The organism is Streptomyces sp. NPDC006733 (genome assembly GCF_040636125.1).
Taxonomy (GTDB): Bacteria; Actinomycetota; Actinomycetes; order Streptomycetales; family Streptomycetaceae; genus Actinacidiphila.
The window spans coordinates 108,557-125,860 of sequence record NZ_JBEYJD010000008.1 but is presented as its reverse complement, the minus strand read 5'-3'; the positions used below and the strand labels follow the sequence as shown (position 1 = coordinate 125,860).

Genomic DNA, 17,304 nt, shown 5'->3' with positions numbered 1-17,304 from the left:
GGAGCCGTTGATGACGCTTCCCCTGCGCCTCGCGCAGCCCTCCGCCCGTACCGGGACGGCCGCCACCGGCCTTCCCGCCGCCGACGACGCCGTGGCCCACACCCTGCTCAACTGCCTGCTCCGCGAAGTCTCCGGGCCCGAGCACCAGACGGCCGTGGCGGACGGCCACCTCCTGCTGCGGCTGCCGCGCGCGGGCGCGCTGCTGCGCGTCGCGCTGCGCCGCACCTCGCTGATCGGCGCGCACCGGTTCACCGGCCCGGTCGCGGAGCGGCACGCCGACACGTGGAAGGAGCTGGAGTGGTACCGGCTCGCCGAGTACGTGCAGGACGAGCTGTCGCTGCGGACCGGGGTGCGCAACGAGGAGTTCCTCGACCAGGTCGTCTCCAGCCACCAAGGCGTCGCCGCCGCCCTGTCGCTCCCCCGCGACCTGCCCGGCGACGACGCTCGTGACCTGGACTACCTGGCGTCCGAGCAGTCCCTGCTCTTCGGCCACCGCTTCCACCCCACCCCCAAGGCGCGCACCGGCGACCCCGCGTCGTGGGCCGCGTACGCCCCCGAGGCGGGCGCGACGTTCCCGCTGCGGCACTTCGCCGTCCGCGAGCACCTGGTCGCGGAGGAGGTGAGCGCCCCCGGCGCCGCCGCCCCGCTGGACCGGCTGCGGCCGGTGCCCGCCGGCTACCGGCTGCTGCCCGCCCACCCGTGGCAGTACGGGCTGCTGCACGACCACCCGGCGCTGCGCGCGGCCCTGGCCCGCGGCGACATCCTCGACCTCGGCACCGGCGACGCTCCCGCGGTGCCGACCGCCTCGGTCCGCACCGTGTACGACGGCGACACGTTCCTGAAGTTCAGCCTCAACATCAGGATCACCAACTGCCTGCGGAAGAACGCCACCTACGAGCTGTCCGGCGCGGTCGCCCTCACGCGCCTGCTCGCCCCGGTCCTCGCCGACCTGGCGGAGCGCTTCCCGGCCGTCGCGATGCTGCGGGAGCCCGCGTACCGCAGCCTCGCCCTGCCCGGCCCCGACGGGCGCCCGGACGTCAGCCTGCTGGAGGGCTTCGGCGTCATCGTCCGCGACGGCCTGGACGCGCACCTGCGCCCCGGCGTCACCCCGCTGCTGGCCGCCGCCGTCGCCGACGAGTACCCGACCGGGTCCGCGCACATCTCGCGGCTGCTCGCCGGGGCGGGCCCGCAGGAGGCCCTCGACTGGTGGACGGCGTACCTGCGGCTACTCCTCCCGCCGGTGCTCGCCGCCTACTTCGACCACGGCGTCGTGCTGGAGCCCCACCTGCAGAACGTGCTGATCGGGGTGGACGGCGACGGCTTCCCCGTCCAGGTCCTGCTGCGCGACCTGGAGGGCACCAAGCTCGTCCCCGAGCACCACACCGCCGCCCTCGCCACCCTGCCGGCCGAGGTCGCGGCCCCGATGACGTACGACGCGGAGCGCGGCTGGGACCGCGTCATGTACTGCCTGCTCGTCAACCACGTCGCCGAACTGCTCGCCGCCCTCGCCGACCTGCATCCGCAGACGGAGACGGCCCTGTGGGCGCGGGTCCGCACCGTGCTGCGCGCGTACGCGGACGGCCACGGCTGCCCGCCCCGCCTCAGCGCGCTGCTCGCCGGGGTCCCGCTGCCCGCCAAGGCCAACCTCCTCACCCGCTGGGAGCGCAAGGCCGACCGCGAGGCCGGCTACGTACGGCTGCCCTCGCCGCTGGCGGAGGACGTCCTGGCCGGCGACGTGCCGGACGGCGGCGACCGCACCGAACCCTGGAGCGCCCGATGACCACGGCACCCACCGCCGCCCCGCTCTCCGGGGCGGTCCGCGAACGCGCCGCCTACCTCGCCTCCGGCGACCTGCCCGCGTACCTCTACGACCTGGCGGAGCTGCGCGCGCACGCCGCCGCCGTACGGGCCGCGCTGCCCGCGCGCGTCGAGCTGTACTACGCCGCGAAGGCCAACCCCGAGCCGGAGATCCTGACCGCGCTCGCCCCGTACGTCGACGGGTTCGAGGTCTCCTCCGGCGGCGAGCTGGCCCATGTGCGCAAGGCCGTGCCGAACCGGCCGCTGGCGTTCGGCGGACCCGGCAAGACCCCGGACGAGATCGCGCTCGCGCTGGAACTGCGGGTGGGACGCTTCCACGTGGAGAGCGAGTACGAGCTGAGCGTGCTCGGGCACCTCGCCGAACGGCTCGCCCCCGGCCGGACCGTTCCGGTCCTGCTGCGCTTCAACCTGCCGGTGCCGGGCGCGGCCCTGGAGGGCAGCGCGCTGGCGATGGGCGGCCGGCCGACGCCGTTCGGCCTCGACCCGGCGCGGGCCGACAGCGCGGTACGGCTGGTCGCCGACCACCCGCGCCTGGAGCTGCGCGGCATCCACGCCCACCTCGCGAGCGGCCTCGACGCGGCGGCGCAGCTCGCCGTGGCCGCCGAGGTGGTCGCCTTCGCGACGGGCCTGGCCGCCCGGCACGGCGTCGCGCTGCCGGAGGTGAACGTCGGCGGCGGCATGACCGTCGACTACGCCGATCCCGGCGCCCGCTTCGACTGGACCGCGTACGGCGAGGGCCTCGCGCGCCTCACCGCCGCCCACCCCGACCTGCTGCTGCGCATCGAGCCGGGCCGCGCCCTGACCGCGTACTGCGGCTGGTACGCGACCGAGGTGCTGGACGTGAAGCCGAGCCACGGCGAGGAGTTCGCCGTGGTGCGCGGCGGCACGCACCATCTGCGCACCCCGGCGACCAAGGGCCACGACCAGCCCTGCGCGGTCCTGCCCGTCGACCACTGGCCGCACCCCTGGCCGCGCCCCGCCGCCACCCAGGACCGCGTCACCCTCGCCGGCCAGCTCTGCACCCCGAAGGACCTCCTCGCCCGCCACGTCCCGGCGCCGGGCCTGCGCGCCGGCGACCGGGTGGTGTTCGCCCTGGCGGGGGCGTACGCCTGGAACATCTCGCACCACGACTTCCTGATGCACCCCCGGCCCGGCTTCCACTTCCTGGACGGTGTTTGAATCGCATCCATGATCGATCACGAAGTGCTGCGGGTCTTCGTCGGGCCCGACGGCCTGGGCGGCAACCCCCTGGGCGTGGTGACCGCCGACTCCTCCGACGCGGCGGGCCGTCAGGCCGTGGCCGCCGAACTCGGTTACAGCGAGACGGTCTTCATCGACGACGCGGAACGCGGCGAGGTGCGGATCTTCACACCCAGCCTGGAGCTCCCCGTCGCCGGCCACCCCCTGGTCGGCACCGCCTGGCTCCTGCGTTCGTCCCTGCTGCGCCCCCCGGCCGGTGATGTCCCCGCCTGGACGGAGGGCGACATCACCTGGATCCGAGGCCGCGCCGCGTGGGCCCCGGGCCGTCGCACGGAGCAGTACGCGACGGTCGCCGAGGTCGACGCCCTGCCCGCGCCGCCGCCCGGCGAGGGCTGGCTCTACGCCTGGGCCTGGGCGGACGAGGCCGCAGGCCGCGTCCGCGCCCGCGGCTTCCCCCGCCGCGGCGACGCCATCACCGAGGACGAGGCGACCGGCGCCTCCGCGATGGTCCTGGCCGCCCAGCTCGCCCGCCCTCTGGACATCCGCCAAGGCACCGGCTCCCAAATCCTGACCCGTCCGGGCCCGAACGGCACGATCGACGTGGGCGGCCGGGTGGAACGCGTCCGCTGAGGTGTTCGCCGCGCGGTTGTCAGGCGGCCTTGACCGGAGTGTCCAGCTCGAACCACACCCCCCACCGATCCGCCGCCCCACACCGGTCGGCCAGCGCCGAGACCAGCAACAACCCGCGCCCGCTCACCGCGTCGTCCGCCGCCCGCCCCTCCCCGAACCGAACCGCGCTCCCGTCGATGACGGTCACCCGCACCCGCCGGGGCGCCACCCGGACCCGCAGCAGTAGATGGGCCCCACCTGCGTGCAGATAGGTGTTCGTCACCAGCTCCGACGTACACACCGCCGCCGAGTCGGCGAGATCCCCCCACCCGATCGCGCGCACCACCCCCACCACGAAGTCCCGGCAGATCTTCGGGGCGGTGACGACTCGGGCGCTGCGGAGGGTGAACAAGTGGGGGGCGTGGGCCGCCGGGGCCGCCGGGGGCGGCTGGGCCGGGGTACGGGTTTCGGGGTCCATGGACCAACTCCTCTTCCGAGTACACAAAGTAGTGGGCGGAACACAAAACGTAGCGGACTTCGTATAACATTCGCTACCGAACAGCATTACTTCTCTTACGGGTGGCTTTGGCGGCAGATAGCGCGACAGACTGTGACGGAGGATCTACAGGAAGGCAGCCATGCCGCCGAGAAGCACCCCGACAGCCCGACAAGCCCGGTTGGGCACGGAGTTGCGGAGGATGCGCGAGCACGCCGGCCTCGGCATGCAGGAGGCTGCCGAACTCCTCGGCGTGGGCCGTTCGCTCATCACCAATATGGAGTTGGCGAAGTTCGGAGTCAGCGAGGAGCGCGTTCGGACGCTCGCCGCCACTTACAACTGCCCCGACGACGCCTACGTGGACGCGCTGGCCGCCATGACGGGCGAGCGCAAGAAGGGCTGGTGGGAGGAGTACCGAGGCACGCTGGCCGTCGGCGGCCTGGACCTCGCGGAGCTCGAACACCACGCCAGGAGCCTGGAGGTCGTGCAAATCATGCACATTCCCGGCCTGCTGCAGACCGAGGACTACGCGCGGGCAGTCCTCGGCGAGGCGGTCCCCGGCTGGTCCCCCGCCGAGCTGCGGCGCAGGCTGTCCCATCGGCTGCGCCGTCGCGACGTACTCGATCGGGACGACCCACCGGCTTGCACGTTCATCATCCACGAGGCTGCACTCCACACTCGCTTCGGTGACCGTGAGGTGTTGATCGCTCAGCTCAACCACCTTCTGGACGCGTCCGAACGCGCGAACGTCACCATCCGCGCCATCCCACTGCGCAGCGAGGGTTTCCCTGTCGCCGGGGTCTCGCTCACCTACGCCACGGGTCCCGTGCCGCAGTTGGACACCGTGCAGCTCGACACCGCGTACGGATCCGCCTTCCTGGACGCGGAGTCCCAACTGACGAACCACCGTGGCATCCTGAAGCGAACGGCCAAGGTCGCGCTCTCCGCTGTGGAGTCACGCGATTTCATCCGCAGCATCGCTCAACGGATCTGAAGGCAAGGGAATGTCCGAGATCAGCTGGCAGAAGTCCACCTACTCCGGCCAAGGCGACGGCGCATCATGCGTCGAAGTGGCCGTGGTCGCCGGAACGATCCGCCTGCGCGAGAGCGACGACCCGGGCGTCGTCCTCACCACCACCCCCGCGCGACTCGCGGAGTTCCTCGACAGCGTACGAACCGGCCGGTTCGACCACCTCGGCTAGGTCCGGCTGATGGGGATCGAGTTGGAGCTGCACTCGGAGCGGCCCGGCGCGCGCAAGCGCGCGCCCGGTGCCACCCTGCTGCGCGAATCGCACCAGCACGGCGAAGCCCTGGCGCGGGCGCTGGGCACGCTGGAGCTGGACCCTTCGGGGAAGCTCAGCTGGATCGATCCGTACGGCGACACCCTGTTCAACGAACAGGAGGCGCAGGTGGTCTGCGCGGAAGCCGCCGCACTCGCCGAGCGCTGTACCGACGAGCAGCGGAAAGCCGCCCTGCTCGACCTCGCCGCGCTGCTCGATGAGTGCGCGGCGACGCCGGGGAGCTACGTGCGGTGCGTGGGCGACTGAGGTCGGAGCGGTGCGCAGTGGTGCGTCTGCGGCGCTGCGCGCCGGCGGGAAACAGCGGGGTGCGCGCACACGCCTCGTGCATCCGCCGCCCGCTCTCTAAGCTGACCGCCGGGGGGATCCGGATTTCGGCCAGCGACACGAGGAGAGCCGGTCACATGGGCTGGACTGCGAACGACATCCCCGACCAGACCGGACGCACCGCCGTGGTGACGGGCGCCAACAGCGGCATCGGGTACTGCGCCGCGAAGGAGCTGGCGCGGCACGGCGCGCTGGTGGTCATGGCCTGCCGCAGCGCGGAGCGCGGGCAGGCCGCGGCGGACCGGCTGGTGGCGGAGGTGCCCAAGGCGCGGGCGGTGTTCCAGCGGCTGGACCTGGGGGATCTGGGCTCGGTGCGGGCCTTCGCGGAGGAGTTCGACGGCGACCGGCTGGACCTGCTGGTGAACAACGCGGGCGTGATGGCGCTGCCGTACGCGCGGACCGCCGACGGGTTCGAGACGCAGTTCGGCGTCAACCACCTGGGGCACTTCGCCCTGACGGGGCTGCTGATGCCGCGGCTGCTGGCGACGCCCGGGGCCCGGGTCGTCAGCGTCTCCAGCGGGATGCACGCGCTCGCCAACGTCGACCTCGGGGACCTGAACAGCGAGCGCCGCTACCGGCGCTGGATCGCGTACGGCCGCTCCAAGAGCGCCAACCTGCTCTTCGTGCACGAGCTGGCGCGGCAGGTGGAGGCGACGGGCGCGGACCTCGTGGCCGCCGCCGCGCACCCCGGCTACGCGGAGACGAACCTGCAGACGGCGGGCGTGCGGATGGAGGGCCGCAAGCACGTCGAGCGCGTCATCCACCTCGGCAACCGGGTCGTCGGGCAGTCGCCGGAGGCGGGCGCGCTGCCCACGCTCTACGCGGCCACCGCACCGGACGTGGCCCCCGACTCGTTCACCGGCCCGCAGTTCCTGGGCTGGCGCGGCGCGCCCGCCCGCTCCTGGCGGGCGTCCTGGACGAAGGACGACCGGGCGGGCGAACTGCTGTGGTCGGCCTCCGAGCAGCTGACGGGCGTCAGCTACAAGTTCTGACCCGTCGCGACCCCGACCGGACGGCGCTACGCGCCGTACAGCTCCTCCAGCACCCGCGCCACCCCGTCGTCGTCGTTCGCACCCGCCCGCAGCGCCGTCGCGGCCAGGACGTCGGGGTGCCCGCCGGTCATCGCGTAGCCGGCTCCGGCCCAGGTCAGGGTGGACAGGTCGTTGGGCATGTCGCCGAAGGCGACCACCTCGGACGCGGCGATCCCGCGGGCCGCGCACCACAGGGCGAGCGTGCCCGCCTTCGTCACGCCGGGTGAGCTGACCTCCAGCATGCCGGAGCCGCCGGAGTGCGTGACCTCGACGTCGCTGAGCGCGGCGTCGTGTGCCGCGGTCATCATCAGGTCCGCGTGGTGCCGGTCGGAGTGCACGAGGAGCTTGACGATGTCCTCGTCCGACTCCCACAACTCGGCGGCGCTCTCCACGATCACTTCCTGGAAGTCCTTCTTCCCGAAGTCCCGTTCGCTGATCAGCCGGTACCCGGTCTCCAGCGCGAGCGTCGAGCCGGGCAGCGCCGTGACCAGCGCCTCCGCGGCCTTGCGTGCGACGGCAGTCGGCATCAGCCGGGCGTCGAGGAACTGCCGGCCGGGGACGTCGTAGACGATCGCGCCGTTGCAGCAGATCGCGGTCCCCTCGTGCCCCGCGCCCGCGGCGATGGCGTCCACGTAGCGCGGCGGCCTCGCCGTCACGAAGACGACCTCGGCGCCCGCCGCCGCCACCGTCCGCAGCGCCCGCCGGGTCCGCTCCGAGACCGTTCCGTCGCTGCGCAGCAGCGTGCCGTCGAGGTCGGTGGCCACCAGTCGGGGAGGGGTCGGGAAGGGAGAAGCAGTCATGTCCGGATCATGGCAGATCCCCCGGTGGCGCACGGGGACGGAAGGTGGAGCCGAGGTGGCCTGCGGTGAAACGGCCCTGGGGAGGAAGGAAAAAGGGGGCGGCGTCTCCGCACGAGACGCCGCCCCCCGGTGAGGGTGGAGATGGTTCTACGGGGTCACCGGCTGTCGTTGCCGGACGGGGCCGCCGCCGCGCGGCCCGCTTCGAGGCGGGCGACCGGGATGCGGAACGGGGAGCAGGAGACGTAGTCGAGTCCGACCTCGTGGAAGAAGTGGACCGACTCGGGGTCGCCGCCGTGCTCGCCGCAGACACCGAGCTTGAGGTCGGGGCGGGCCGCGCGCCCGGCCTCGCAGGCGGAGCGGATGAGCGCGCCGACGCCGTCCCGGTCGATGGTCTCGAACGGGGAGACGCCGAAGATGCCCTTCTCCAGGTACGCGGTGAAGAACGAGGCCTCCACGTCGTCGCGGGAGAAGCCCCACACCGTCTGGGTCAGGTCGTTGGTGCCGAAGGAAAAGAACTCCGCGGCCTCCGCGATCTGGCCGGCGGTCAGCGCGGCACGCGGCAGTTCGATCATCGTGCCGAGCGTCAGCTTGAGGTTTATGCCGGTGGCGGCCTCGACCTCGGCGATGACCTTCTCGGCCTCCTCGCGGACGATCTCCAGCTCCTGCACGGTGCCCACGAGCGGGATCATGATCTCCGGGCGCGGGTCGCCCTTCATGTCCTTGCGGTGGGCGGCGGCCTCCGCGATCGCCCGTACCTGCATGGAGAACAGGCCGGGGATGACGAGGCCGAGCCGCACGCCGCGCAGGCCCAGCATCGGGTTCTGCTCGTGCAGCTTGTGGACGGCCTGCAGCAGGCGCAGGTCGTTCTCGTTGGCGTCCTTGCGGGACTCCGCGAGCGCGACACGCACCGACAGCTCGGTGATGTCCGGCAGGAACTCGTGCAGCGGCGGGTCGAGGAGCCGCACCGTCACCGGCAGGCCGTCCATCGACTCGAAGAGCTCGATGAAGTCGGCCTTCTGCAGCGGCAGCAGGGCGCCCAGTGCCTCGTCGCGCTCGCTGTCGGTGTCGGCGAGGATCAGCCGCTCGACCAGCTCGCGCCGCTCGCCGAGGAACATGTGCTCGGTGCGGCAAAGGCCGATGCCCTGGGCGCCGAAGCGCCGCGCGCGGTTGGCGTCCTCGGCGTTGTCGGCGTTGGCCCGTACCCGCAGCCGGCGGACCCGGTCGGCGTACGCCATGATCCGGTGGACGGCCTGGACCAGCTCGTCGGCGTCGTCGGCGCCCGCGTGCATCCGGCCCTCGAAGTACTCGACGACCGGGGACGGTACGACCGGTACCTCACCGAGGTAGACCTTGCCGGAGGAGCCGTCGATGGAGACGACGTCGCCCTCCTCGACCACGATCCCGCCCGGGGCGGTCATCCGGCGCCGCTTGGTGTCGACCTCCAGCTCCTCGGCACCGCAGACACAGGTCTTGCCCATGCCGCGGGCGACGACGGCGGCGTGCGAGGTCTTGCCGCCGCGCGAGGTCAGGATGCCCTCGGCGGCGATCATGCCGTTGAGGTCGTCGGGGTTGGTCTCGCGGCGGATCAGGATGACCTTCTCGCCGGAGCGCGACCACTTGACGGCGGTGTAGGAGTCGAAGACGGCCTTGCCGACGGCCGCGCCCGGGGAGGCGGCGATGCCCCAGCCGAGCCGCTTGCTCGACGCGGCCTCCTCGAAGCGCGGGAACATCAGCTGCGCGAGCTGGGCCCCGTTGACCCGCTGCAGCGCCTCGGCCTCGTCGATCAGGCCCTGGTCGACGAGCTGGGTGGCGATCCGGAACGCGGCCGCCGCCGTGCGCTTGCCGACGCGGGTCTGCAGCATCCACAGGTGGCCGCGCTCGATGGTGAACTCGATGTCGCACAGGTCCTTGTAGTGCGTCTCGAGGGTTTCCATGATGTGCATCAGCTGGTCGTACGAGGCCTTGTCGAGGCCTTCCAGATCGGCCAGCGGCACGGTGTTGCGGATGCCCGCCACGACGTCCTCGCCCTGCGCGTTCTGCAGGTAGTCGCCGTAGACGCCCTGGTGGCCGGTGGCCGGGTCGCGGGTGAACGCGACGCCGGTGCCCGAGTCGGGGCCGAGGTTGCCGAAGACCATGGAACAGATGTTGACGGCCGTGCCGAGGTCGCCCGGGATGCGCTCCTGGCGGCGGTAGAGCTTGGCGCGGTCGGTGTTCCACGACTCGAAGACCGCGCGCACGGCGAGGTCCATCTGCTCGCGCGGCTCCTGCGGGAACTCGCGGCCCGCCTCCTTGAGCACGATGCCCTTGAAGGACTCCACGAGCTGCTGGAGGTCGGCCGCGTCCAGGCCGAGGTCGCTGTCGGCGCCCTTGACGCGCTTGACCTCCTCAAGGGCTTCCTCGAAGAGGTCGCCGTCGACGCCCATGACCGTCTTGCCGAACATCTGCAGCAGCCGGCGGTAGGAGTCCCACGCGAAGCGCTCGTCCCCGGCCTGGGCGGCGAGCCCGGCCACGGAGGCGTCGGACAGGCCGATGTTCAGGACCGTGTCCATCATGCCGGGCATGGAGAACTTGGCCCCGGACCGCACGGAGACCAGCAGCGGGTCGTCCGCCTGGCCGAGCTTCTTGCCCATCTTCTGTTCGAGGGCGTCGAGGTGTGCACTCACCTCGTCGCGGAGCTCCGCCGGTTCGTCGCCGGAGTCCAGGTAGACCTTGCACGCCTCGGTCGTGATGGTGAAGCCCGGAGGGACGGGCAGACCGAGGTTGGTCATCTCGGCGAGGTTCGCACCTTTCCCGCCGAGCAGGTCTTTGAGTTCCTTGTTGCCCTCAGTGAAGTCGTAGACGAACTTCTGCGATACCTGTTCCGACACGGGACTCGACTCCTCGTGAGGTCCCCCCGGACAGGGTCTGGGGGAGGGATGCCCTGACGGGCCGGAGCGTACCCATTCCCAAGGCTTTGCAGTACGTCCATCACCACATCAGACGGCCGTAACCACCCGTCTGCCACTAGATCGAAAGTAGCGCGCTGCGGCGCACCACCGCCGGTTCCGTTCACTTGTCGAACCGACGACCGCACTGCGTGCCGCGCGTCCCGCCCGGCGTTCACGCTGCGTGAGGAATTCGTTGATCAAGTGGAGGATCCGGCGTGGCACTGAGTGCCATCCTTTGGAGAGATGCAGGCACGCCGTGACGCTCATTTGAGCGGTAGTACCATCAAACGTGGCGTGAATCACGCGCCCGGAGGAGCCCTTCCGGACGCGCGATCTCATCCTTCGGACGCTGCGGAGGTCAGCCGCCCGACGTGTCCAGCTCGGCGTCCGGGCTGATGGCGGAGCAGTCGTACGGGTCCTTCAGCCAGCCGTCCGGGAGGACGACGCGGTTGTTGCCCGCGGTGCGGCCGCGCGGGCCCTCGGCGCTCTCGGGCCAGGGCTGGTCGAGGTCGACCGCGGCCAGGTGCTCGTCCAGCTCGGCGAGCGAGGAGGAGACGGCGAGGCTGCGGCGCAGCTGCGAGCCGACCGAGAAGCCCTTGGTGTACCAGGCGACGTGCTTGCGGAAGTCGACCACGCCGCGCTCCTCGTCGCCGATCCACTCGCCGAGCAGCTCCGCGTGGCGCCGCATGACGACCGCGACCTCCTTGAACGTCGGCCGGGCCTGGGCGTCGCCGCCCTCCATGGCGCTGACCAGGTCGCCGAAGATCCACGGGCGGCCGAGGCAGCCGCGGCCGACCACGACGCCGTCGGCGCCGGTCTCGCGCATCATGCGCAGCGCGTCGTCGGCGCGCCAGATGTCGCCGTTGCCGAGCACGGGGATCTCGGGGACGTGCTCCTTGAGGCGGGCGATGGCGTCCCAGTCGGCGGTGCCGCCGTAGTGCTGGGCGGCGGTGCGGCCGTGCAGGGCGACCGCGGTGACGCCCTCCTCGACGGCGATCCGGCCCGCGTCGAGGTACGTCAGGTGGTCGTCGTCGATGCCCTTGCGCATCTTGATGGTGACCGGCAGGTCGCCCGCGTTGCCGACCGCCGCGCGCAGGATCGAGCGCAGCAGGTTCCGCTTGTACGGCAGGGCCGAGCCGCCGCCCTTGCGGGTCACCTTGGGGACCGGGCAGCCGAAGTTGAGGTCGATGTGGTCGGCCAGGCCCTCGTCCGCGATCATGCGGACGGCCTTGCCGACGGTCTCCGGGTCGACCCCGTAGAGCTGGATGGAGCGCGGCTTCTCGGTGGCGTCGAAGCGGATCAGCCGCAGCGTCTTGGAGTCCCGCTCCACGAGCGCCCGCGTGGTGATCATCTCGCTGACGAACAGCCCCTTGCCGCCGGAGAACTCACGGCACAGCGTGCGGAAGGGCGCGTTGGTGATGCCGGCCATGGGGGCGAGCACCACGGGCGGCCACACCGTGTGCGGGCCGATCTGGAGTGGCATGGTGGCGTCAGCGGTCATGGCCCCATTGTCGCGTACGCCGGACGGGGATTTCCATGTACCGTTCACGTATCTGTGTGCCTTCGGCCACGTGGGCCGGCGGACAGCGATTCCTGGAGGCCCGACGTGCCGGAACTGAGCCCCCGGCGCCGCATGCTCGTGCTGGCGATCTGCTGCATGAGCCTGCTCATGGTCAGCCTCGACAACACCATCCTCAACGTGGCGCTGCCCTCCCTGCAGAAGGAACTCCACGCCTCGGTCTCCGGCCTGCAGTGGACGATCGACGCGTACACGCTGGTGCTGGCCTCGCTGCTGATGCTCGCCGGGTCGACGGCCGACCGGATCGGCCGCCGCCGGGTCTTCCAGACCGGCCTGGTGCTGTTCACCGCGGGCTCGGTGCTCTGCAGCCTCGCGCCCAGCCTCAGCTGGCTGGTCGTCTTCCGGATGGTGCAGGCCGTCGGCGGCTCGATGCTCAACCCCGTCGCGATGTCGATCATCACCAACACCTTCACGGAGCCGCGCGAGCGCGCCCGCGCGATCGGGGTGTGGGGCGGCGTCGTCGGCGTCAGCATGGCGGCGGGCCCGGTGCTCGGCGGGCTGCTCGTGCAGACCGTCGGCTGGCGCTCCATCTTCTGGATCAACCTCCCGGTCGGGCTGCTCGCTCTCGTCCTGACCGCCCGCTTCGTGCCCGAGTCGCGCGCCCCGAAGGCGCGCCGGGTGGACCCGGTCGGCCAGCTGCTCGTCATCGCGCTGCTCGGCTCCCTCACCTACGCGATCATCGAGGCGCCGGAGGCGGGGTGGACGTCGGCGCTGATCCTCGGCTGCCTGGCCGTCTCGATCGGCTCGCTGGCCGGGCTGCTGAGCTACGAGCGGCGCCGGGTGGACCCGCTGATCGAACTCGGCTTCTTCCGCAGCGCGCCCTTCAGCGGCGCCACGGTCATCGCGGTGAGCGCGTTCGCCGCGCTCGGCGGCTTCCTCTTCCTCAACACCCTCTACCTGCAGAACACCCGCGGGCTCTCCGCCCTCGACGCGGGGCTCTACATGCTGCCGATGGCCCTCATGTGCCTGGTCTTCGCCCCGCTCTCCGGGCGGCTGGTGGCCAACCGGGGGCCGCGGCTGTCGCTGGTGCTCGCGGGCAGCGCGATGACGCTCAGCGGGGTGATGTTCGCGGCGCTGGACGCCGAGTCCTCCAACACGCTGCTGTTCACCTCGTACGTGATCTTCGGGATCGGGTTCGGGCTGGTCAACGCGCCGATCACCAACACGGCCGTGTCCGGGATGCCGCGCTCGCAGGCCGGGGTGGCGGCGGCCGTCGCCTCCACCAGCCGCCAGGTCGGGCAGTCGCTCGGGGTCGCCGTGATCGGTGCCGCCGTCGCCGCCGAGCTGCACACCGCCGCCTGGTGGATCATCGCAGGCTGCGGCGCCGCCGTCCTGGTCCTGGGCACGCTCACCACCGGCCGCTGGGCCGCCGGGACCGCGGAGCGGGCCGCCGAGCGGCTGCGCGAGCCGTCGGTCGGGCCCGGCGCGGCACTGACGAAGAGCTGAGGGCGGGAGACCCTACGAGCGCCCGGCCGCCGCGAACACCGGGCGGGCCTCGGGGGCGGCCGCGGGCGCGGTGCACAGCTCGTACAGCCGCTGCAGCCGGGTGCGCGTCACGTCGTCCGCCGGGGTGTACGTCACCAGCCGCGGCCCGGAGCGCGGGCCGAGCCACAGGTGGGTGAAGTCGAAGGTGAGCAGCCCGACCTGCGGGTTCAGATAGCGCTTGGAGCGGTTGTCCGGCTGGAGCACCTCATGGCGCTCCCAGGCCTCGCAGAACTCCGGGGACGCCTGCTGGAGGCGCTTGAGGAGCGACTTCCACGCCGGTTCCGCGAGGTGCTCGGCCATGCCCGACCGGAACTTCGCGGCCATCAGCCGGATCACCTCGTCCCGGTCGATCAGCGCCTCGCGCCAGGCCGGGTCGGTGAAGGCGAGCCACATGATGTTGCGGTCCTCGAAGGGCCGCGCGTCCAGGTCGTCGATGAGCCGGTTGTAGGTGCGGTTGTACGCGATCACGTCGTGCCGGCTGTTGGCGACGAAGGCGGGCAGCGGCTCCAGTTGCCGCAGCATCAGGCGGATCTGGTCGGACATGCCGGGGCAGTCGGCGAACGGGCTGGGGTCGGCGACACCGGCGAGGGTGAACAGGTGCACCCGCTCGTTCCGGTCGAGCATCAGGGCGCGGGCGATGGCGTCGGCGACCTGCGCCGAGACCTGGATGTCGCGGGCCTGCTCCAGCCACGTGTACCAGGTGACGCCCACGGCGGCGAGGTTGGCGACCTCCTCGCGGCGCAGCCCCGGCGTGCGGCGCCGCCGCCCCGCCGGCAGCCCGACCTGCTCGGGAGCGATGCGCTCGCGGCGGCTGCGCAGGAACGAGGCGAGCTCGCGCCGCTTGATGTCGGCTGCCGACTCGGGGTGCGCGCTGGTCGTCGTAGGCATGCTTTCAGCATGCCCGATCGCGCAGCCAGTTGCCTGGTGGTTCTTATACCTGGATAAACGCTCTCTGGTACCACCCTGAAAACGGGCGCAAGGTTGCTCACGTGACCCCCATGGAACGTACTCCCGTCCTTCCCTCCCGCGCCGCGGTGCTCCCCCGCGTGACCCGCATCGGCGCCCCGGCGCCCGCCGCGCGGCCCGCCGGCCCCGTACTGACCGCCCTCGGCCTGTTCACCGTGCTGCTCGGCGCGGCCCTGCCGCTGATCGACTTCTTCATCGTCAACGTCGCGCTGCCGACCATCGACCGCGACCTCGCCGCCGGGCCGGCCCTGCTGGAGCTGGTGGTGGCCGGCTACGGCACCGCGTACGCCGTGCTCCTCGTGCTCGGCGGGCGGCTCGGCGACATGTTCGGCCGCCGCCGGCTCTTCCTCGCCGGGATGGCCGCCTTCGGCCTGACCTCGCTGGCCTGCGGGCTGGCGCCCGACGCCTGGACGCTGGTCGGCGCCCGCGTGGCGCAGGGCGCCGCGGCCGCGCTGATGCTCCCCCAGGTGCTCGCCACCATCCAGTCCACCACCGCCGGGACCCGGCGGGCCCGCGCGCTGAGCCTGTACGGCGCCACGGCCGGCCTGTCGATGGTCGCCGGGCAGATCCTCGGCGGCGTGCTGGTGGCCGCCGACATCGCGGGCACCGGCTGGCGCGCGGTGTTCCTGGTGAACGTGCCGGTCGCGCTGATCGGCCTGGTCCTGGCGGCCCGCACCATCCCCGAGACCCGTTCCGAGCGCCCCGCCCCCATCGACGTGCCCGGCACCGTACTGCTGGCCGTCTCCCTGGTGACGCTGCTGGCGCCGCTGACCGAGGGCCGCGCCTCCGGCTGGCCGCTGTGGACCTGGGTCTCGCTCGCCGCCTTCCCGTTCGCCGCCTGGGCGTTCTACGCAGTCGAGCGCCGCGCGGACCGGCAGGGCCGTACCCCGCTGGTGCCGCCGAGCCTGTTCGCGCTGCCCGGCATCCGGCGCGGGCTGCCGCTCGTCGTGCCGTTCTCCATCGGCTTCGGCGGCTTCATGCTCGTGCTGGCCGTCGCCCTGCAGCAGGGGCTGGCCTTCGGCCCGATCGCGGCCGGTGCGGCGATGGCACCGCTGGCCGCCACCTTCTTCGCCGCGTCCCTGATGGGCCCGCGCCTGGTCGCGCGGTACGGCAGCCGGGTGGTCACCGTCGGCGGCCTGATCCAGGCGGTCGGCCTGCTCCTGCTGGTCGCCGCCGCCCTGCACGACTGGGACCACCTGAACATCGCCCTCCTCGCCCCGGGCATGGCGGTGGCCGGCTTCGGCCAGGGCCTGCAGCTCCCGGTGCTCTTCCGCATCGTGCTCGCGGACGTGCCCGCCGAGCGGGCCGGCGTCGGCAGCGGCGTCATGGTCACCACCCAGCAGTCCGCGCTCGCGCTCGGCGTGGCGACGCTCGGCACCCTCTTCCTGGCCCTGGTCCCCTCGGCCGGTATGCGGAACGCCCTGGTCATCACCCTGCTCGTGCAGCTGGGGGCGATCGCCCTGACGATCCTGCTCAGCCTGCGGCTGCCGCGCCATGTCTCCTGAATGGAGTGACAGATATTGAAATCTGTCACTCCACATGCCATGCTTCAGTCGTACCCGCCCCCGCACCGCCCAAGGAGCACCCCGTGCTGAAGCGCACCCTCGGAACCACCGGCCCCTCCGTCTCCGCCCTCGGCCTCGGTGCCATGGGCATGTCCGCCCTCTACGGCGGCGTGGACGAGCAGGAGTCGACCGCCACGATCCATGCCGCGCTCGACGCCGGCGTCACCCTCATCGACACCGGTGACTTCTACGGCATGGGCCACAACGAACTCCTCATCCGCGACGCCCTGCGCAGCAGCTCCCAGGGGCGCGACGGGGCCGTGCTCAGCGTCAAGTTCGGCGCGCTGCGCGACATCGACGGCGGCTGGTCCGGCGTCGACGGCCGGCCCGCCGCGGTGAAGAACTTCCTCGCCTACTCCCTCAACCGGCTCGGCACCGACCACATCGACGTCTACCGGCTCGCCCGCCTCGACCCCGACGTGCCGATCGAGGAGACCGTCGGCGCCATCGCCGACCAGGTCCGAGCCGGCCACGTCCGGCACATCGGCCTCTCCGAGGTCGGCGCGGACGCGATGCGCCGGGCCGCGGCCACCGCACCCATCGCCGACCTGCAGATCGAGTACTCGCTGTTCTCCCGCGGCATCGAGGCCGACATCCTGCCGACCGCCCGCGAGCTGGGCATCGGCATCACGGCGTACGGCGTCCTGTCCCGCGGGCTGCTCAGCGGCCACTGGACGCGCGAGCGCTCCGAGCAGAGCGGCGCCAACGGCGACTTCCGCGGCATGAGCCCGCGCTTCTCCGGCGACAACCTGGACCGCAACCTCGACCTCGTGGAGGCGCTGCGGAAGATCGCCGACGGCAAGGGCATCAGCGTCGCCCAGGCCGCGATCGGCTGGGTGCTGGCCCAGGGCCCCGACATCGTCCCGATCATCGGCGCCCGCCGCCGCGACCGCCTCGCCGAGGCGCTCGGCGCCCTCGACACCGCCCTGGACGCGGCCGACCTGGCGGCCATCGAGGCCGCGGTCCCCGCCGGAGCGGCGGCGGGCGACCGCTACCCGCAGTCCCAGATGGCCAGTCTGGACAGCGAGCGGTAACCCTCCCGGCGGGCCGGGCGGACGGCGGCCTCCGTCCCGTGGAGCCCCTTCGCGCCGTCGCGCCCGCCGCGGGCATCGCCCGCTCTCTCCGGCCCGCCCGCCGGCGGTGGGGTGGGGTCCGGCGCGGGGCCGGCCCCCGAGCCAGCACACTGGGGACGTACGACCCCGC

The 17,304-nt window shown here is 72.5% G+C and carries 15 protein-coding genes; 10 read left to right on the top strand and 5 right to left on the bottom strand.

Translation table 11 applies throughout. The annotated features are described in order from the left end of the window. The first annotated feature begins 10 nt into the window (after positions 1-10). Genes ABZ721_RS09990 through ABZ721_RS09980 form a run of 3 tightly spaced genes read left to right on the top strand, consistent with a single transcriptional unit; the run spans position 11 to position 3,648 of the window. Positions 11-1,780 (top strand): IucA/IucC family protein, encoded by a 1,770-nt coding sequence (locus ABZ721_RS09990; protein ID WP_358788121.1) that lies wholly within the window; start codon positions 11-13, stop codon positions 1,778-1,780. Continuing rightward, complete coding sequence (locus tag ABZ721_RS09985; protein WP_358788120.1) at positions 1,777-2,997, top strand: type III PLP-dependent enzyme; 1,221 nt, start codon at positions 1,777-1,779, stop codon at positions 2,995-2,997. The genes ABZ721_RS09990 and ABZ721_RS09985 overlap by 4 nt, the downstream gene beginning before the upstream one ends. 9 nt (positions 2,998-3,006) lie before the next feature. Next, complete coding sequence (locus ABZ721_RS09980; protein ID WP_358788119.1) at positions 3,007-3,648, top strand: PhzF family phenazine biosynthesis protein; 642 nt, start codon at positions 3,007-3,009, stop codon at positions 3,646-3,648. Positions 3,649-3,667: 19 nt separating this feature from the next. Here ABZ721_RS09980 and ABZ721_RS09975 read toward each other — a convergent pair whose 3' ends face one another. Then, positions 3,668-4,105 carry an ATP-binding protein gene (locus ABZ721_RS09975; RefSeq protein ID WP_358788118.1) on the bottom strand — a complete coding sequence of 146 codons (438 nt, stop codon included), beginning with the start codon at positions 4,103-4,105 and terminating at the stop codon, positions 3,668-3,670. Positions 4,106-4,265: 160 nt separating this feature from the next. Here ABZ721_RS09975 and ABZ721_RS09970 point away from each other — a divergent pair, with 160 nt between their 5' ends. The 4 genes from ABZ721_RS09970 to ABZ721_RS09955 all read left to right on the top strand — a co-directional run bounded on the left by ABZ721_RS09970 (position 4,266) and on the right by ABZ721_RS09955 (position 6,740). Further along, the gene (locus ABZ721_RS09970) at positions 4,266-5,117 is read left to right on the top strand and encodes a helix-turn-helix transcriptional regulator (RefSeq protein ID WP_358788117.1); all 852 of its coding nucleotides are present in this window, start codon (positions 4,266-4,268) and stop codon (positions 5,115-5,117) included. Positions 5,118-5,127: 10 nt separating this feature from the next. Continuing rightward, positions 5,128-5,325 carry a DUF397 domain-containing protein gene (locus tag ABZ721_RS09965; RefSeq protein WP_358788116.1) on the top strand — a complete coding sequence of 66 codons (198 nt, stop codon included), beginning with the start codon at positions 5,128-5,130 and terminating at the stop codon, positions 5,323-5,325. Between the two features lie 9 nt (positions 5,326-5,334). Beyond that, on the top strand, positions 5,335-5,670 hold the full coding sequence (locus ABZ721_RS09960) for a hypothetical protein (protein WP_358788115.1): 336 nt from the start codon (positions 5,335-5,337) through the stop codon (positions 5,668-5,670). A 155-nt stretch (positions 5,671-5,825) separates the two neighbouring features. Next, the gene (locus ABZ721_RS09955) at positions 5,826-6,740 is read left to right on the top strand and encodes an oxidoreductase (RefSeq protein ID WP_358788114.1); all 915 of its coding nucleotides are present in this window, start codon (positions 5,826-5,828) and stop codon (positions 6,738-6,740) included. 26 nt (positions 6,741-6,766) lie between these two features. Here the strand turns inward: ABZ721_RS09955 and ABZ721_RS09950 are convergent, their stop codons facing one another. The 3 genes from ABZ721_RS09950 to dusB all read right to left on the bottom strand — a co-directional run bounded on the left by ABZ721_RS09950 (position 6,767) and on the right by dusB (position 12,007). Further along, on the bottom strand, positions 6,767-7,579 hold the full coding sequence (locus ABZ721_RS09950; protein ID WP_358788113.1) for an HAD family hydrolase: 813 nt from the start codon (positions 7,577-7,579) through the stop codon (positions 6,767-6,769). Between the two features lie 155 nt (positions 7,580-7,734). Next, positions 7,735-10,446 carry a pyruvate, phosphate dikinase gene (gene ppdK / locus ABZ721_RS09945; RefSeq protein ID WP_358788112.1) on the bottom strand — a complete coding sequence of 904 codons (2,712 nt, stop codon included), beginning with the start codon at positions 10,444-10,446 and terminating at the stop codon, positions 7,735-7,737. Positions 10,447-10,864: 418 nt separating this feature from the next. Further along, positions 10,865-12,007 carry a tRNA dihydrouridine synthase DusB gene (gene dusB, locus ABZ721_RS09940; RefSeq protein WP_358788111.1) on the bottom strand — a complete coding sequence of 381 codons (1,143 nt, stop codon included), beginning with the start codon at positions 12,005-12,007 and terminating at the stop codon, positions 10,865-10,867. Positions 12,008-12,112: 105 nt separating this feature from the next. Between dusB and ABZ721_RS09935 the strand changes: the two genes are divergently transcribed. Then, positions 12,113-13,531: an MFS transporter gene (locus tag ABZ721_RS09935; RefSeq protein ID WP_358788110.1), complete on the top strand. Its 1,419-nt coding sequence runs from the start codon at positions 12,113-12,115 to the stop codon at positions 13,529-13,531. Positions 13,532-13,543: 12 nt separating this feature from the next. Here ABZ721_RS09935 and ABZ721_RS09930 read toward each other — a convergent pair whose 3' ends face one another. After that, positions 13,544-14,458 carry a helix-turn-helix transcriptional regulator gene (locus ABZ721_RS09930; RefSeq protein WP_358788109.1) on the bottom strand — a complete coding sequence of 305 codons (915 nt, stop codon included), beginning with the start codon at positions 14,456-14,458 and terminating at the stop codon, positions 13,544-13,546. Between the two features lie 110 nt (positions 14,459-14,568). Here ABZ721_RS09930 and ABZ721_RS09925 point away from each other — a divergent pair, with 110 nt between their 5' ends. Then, positions 14,569-16,041, top strand: coding sequence for an MFS transporter (locus tag ABZ721_RS09925; RefSeq protein WP_358788108.1), 1,473 nt, complete (start codon positions 14,569-14,571; stop codon positions 16,039-16,041). An 83-nt stretch (positions 16,042-16,124) separates the two neighbouring features. Then, positions 16,125-17,135, top strand: coding sequence for an aldo/keto reductase (locus ABZ721_RS09920; RefSeq protein ID WP_358788107.1), 1,011 nt, complete (start codon positions 16,125-16,127; stop codon positions 17,133-17,135). The last annotated feature ends 169 nt before the right edge of the window (positions 17,136-17,304 follow it).